The 2,816-nt window shown below is 47.6% G+C and carries 4 protein-coding genes; all 4 read left to right on the top strand.

The window, feature by feature from the left end; genetic code table 11:
- On the top strand, window positions 1–751 hold a 751-nt coding region (locus tag Q0338_RS04850), incomplete at its 5' end, for a tetratricopeptide repeat protein (RefSeq protein WP_298085772.1).
- Between the two features lie 14 nt (window positions 752–765).
- The gene (locus Q0338_RS04845; RefSeq protein ID WP_298085771.1) at window positions 766–1,902 is read left to right on the top strand and encodes a nitrous oxide reductase accessory protein NosL; all 1,137 of its coding nucleotides are present in this window, start codon (window positions 766–768) and stop codon (window positions 1,900–1,902) included.
- Window positions 1,899–2,087 carry a hypothetical protein gene (locus Q0338_RS04840; protein ID WP_298085770.1) on the top strand — a complete coding sequence of 63 codons (189 nt, stop codon included), beginning with the start codon at window positions 1,899–1,901 and terminating at the stop codon, window positions 2,085–2,087. Before Q0338_RS04845 ends, Q0338_RS04840 begins: the two co-directional genes overlap by 4 nt.
- On the top strand, window positions 2,077–2,816 hold a 740-nt coding region (locus tag Q0338_RS04835; protein WP_298085769.1), incomplete at its 3' end, for an ABC transporter permease. The genes Q0338_RS04840 and Q0338_RS04835, both read left to right, overlap by 11 nt.

Here is a 2,816-nt window from a genome sequence, read left to right as displayed (position 1 = left end):
TAAAAAGCTGATAGAAATCTACGAAAAAGCCTGCCACGAGGAAAACAAGGCATCGGGCTGCTACAACCTTGCAGTGGTGTATTTTGAAGGCACGGGCGGAGTGGAGAAAAATTACGAAAAGGTGATAAATTTATACCAAAAAGCTTGCAATGCCAACTTTGCGCTTGCTTGCAACAACCTAGGCTACATCTACGAAAGCGGCAACGGCGCGACTCAGGACTTCGCTAAAGCCGCCGCATACTACGAAAAAGCCTGCCAAGACGACGAAGGCTGCACCGCACTAGGACTTCTTTACGCAAACGGCGCGGGCGTCAAAACCGATATCAAAAAAGCCATCTCGCTCTACACTAAAGCCTGCAACTACGGCGATATGATGGGGTGCAATAACCTAGGCTACCTGCACCTTGAGGGCATGGGCGTAGAAAAAGACTACGCTAAAGCAAAATCATTTTATGAAAAGGCCTGCGCTGGCGGCGTGGGTATCGGCTGCGATAACCTCGGCTTTTTATATGCATTCGGTCAAGGCACGGAGCAAGACTACGCTAAAGCTAAAGAATTTTACGAAAAATCCTGCAACCTAAACTACGACAAAGGCTGCAACAACCTAGCCATAATGTACGCCGAGGGCAAAGGCGTAGCGGCCGATATCGCCAAAGCCAAAGAGCTCTTTGACAAAAGCTGCGCAAAAGGCCTAAAAGTCGCGTGCGAGAATGCGGAGTTTTTAAAACCGGAAACAAATAAAACTAAATAATTTAAGGAGATAATATGATTTTACGTTCTATTTTGGGTTCGGCGCTACTAGCGGCGCTACTTTTCGGAGCCGAAGCAAACGAGCAGGCCGGCAAGATGAAGCCGATGTTTCAAAGCGTGGATCCAAGTAAAGCTACGCTAGTAGGAAGCGGCGAGGATAAAGAGTACTGCGCCGTTTGCGGCATGAATTTGGTTAAATTTTATAAAACAAACCACGTTTATAACGGCAAACAAGTAGCATCCCTACACTGTCTATACGAACTAACGGAGGGAAAAATCCCAAGCGACGCGCAGGTCGTCGATACGAAAAATCTAAATTTGATCGATGCAAATAAAGCCTTTTACGTCGTCGGCAGCAAGATCGGCGGCACGATGACTAGAAACAGCAAATACGCCTTTTCAACCGAGGCCGACGCGAAAGAGTTCCAGGCCGAAAACGGCGGCGAGATAATGAATTTTGCTAAGGCTTACGAGATTGCCGGACAGGACTTTGAGGGCGATAACAAGATGATCAAAGCCAAACGCGAGGGCGGCGTTTACGCGCACGGTAAGGAATTTTACGAAGCAAACTGCGAAAAAACCGATCCAAAAAGCTTTAAAGCCATCTCCGAGCTAAAAGCCCATCTCAAAAAAACATGCGACGCAAAGGGCGCTAGCAAGGCTCCAGAGTACGACAAGCACTTGCAAGCCGCAGCTTTGTATCTATGGGACGCTCCGGCAAATTTAGGCACGAGCGATCAAGCCTCAAAATCTAAGCAAAAAACGCAAAAAGCCGAGAGGATCGTCGTGCCAAAAGGCGCGCGCTGCCCTGTTTGCGGTATGCTAATCGGCAAAAACCCGCAGTGGGCGACGATGATGAAAACAAGCAAAGAGGAGCTTTACTTTGACGGCGTCAAGGACATGATGAAGTATTATTTCGAAAAAGGCAAAAAAGACGATCAAATTTACGTTAGCGACTACTACAAGCTAAACAAAATCGACGCTAGAACCGCCTACTACGTAACCGGCTCAAACGTACTCGGACCTATGGGTAACGAGCTCATACCGTTTGCCAGCGAAGAGGACGCTAAGACCTTCGCCAAAGATCACGGCGGCAAACAGATCGTCAAATTTGACGAGATAACTACGCTTTTGGTTGAGAGGTTGATGTGAGACTCATCTGCGTTTTAGCGGGCTTTTTTGCGCTTCTTTACCTTTGTATCGGGGCGCATTATCTAGGCTTTGATAGGGCCGGCAAGGAAGCTCAGCTAAATTTGATCCAAAAATCCGTCAAAGACGCGCAAATTTCGACGAATTTTATTTCAAAAGAGTACGGGAAGTTTGTCTATGCCGAGTAAAAATTTTATCGATTACGCCGTTACGCTGCTCTATAAAGACCGCGCCGATCACGCTTTTAGCTTTTTTATCTTTGCCTTTATCGTGTTTATCTTGAGCGCGGTTCTTTTCGTCTCAAGCTCCATCCAAAGCGACCTTACAAATTTGACCCGCTCAAAACCGGAAGTCGTCGTCGAAGCTCTGCGCGCGGGCAAACGCGACTTGATGCACGACGGCTACATCTACGACGTCTCAAAGATCCCCGGCGTTGCTAGCGTCGAGGGAGCGGTCGAGGGAGAGTATTATTTCGCGCAAAAAAGAGTCTGGTTTCACATCGTCGGCGACGAAAATTTGGACGAAAACGAGATGATCGTGGGCGAAGGCGTGAAAAAAGAGATGGCGGAGCTTTATTACGAGGATGTTTTTAACTTTTTAACCGAAGAAAAAATGATCCCGATAAAGATCAACAAAACCGCGCCGCATGAAACGGGTATCGTCTCAAACGACGTCATCTATATGAATCCCGCCACCGCGCGCGAAGTGCTAAGCCTAAAAGAGGGCGAATACACGAGGCTCTACGTCGAGGTACCAAACGTAAACGAGATCAGCGAAGTGGCCCTAAAGATCCAAAACGTCTATCCAAACACCGAGGTTACGAGCATCGAGGACGGAGTAGCCAAAATAAGGCACCTTTACTACTACAAAGGCGGCATTTTCATGGTGCTTTACGTCGTGGCGATGGTTTCGTTTTT

Source organism: uncultured Campylobacter sp., from assembly GCF_938018145.1.
GTDB lineage: Bacteria > Campylobacterota > Campylobacteria > Campylobacterales > Campylobacteraceae > Campylobacter_A.
The sequence above is the reverse complement of the archived record's forward strand: the minus strand, read 5'-3'. Positions and strand labels throughout refer to the sequence as shown.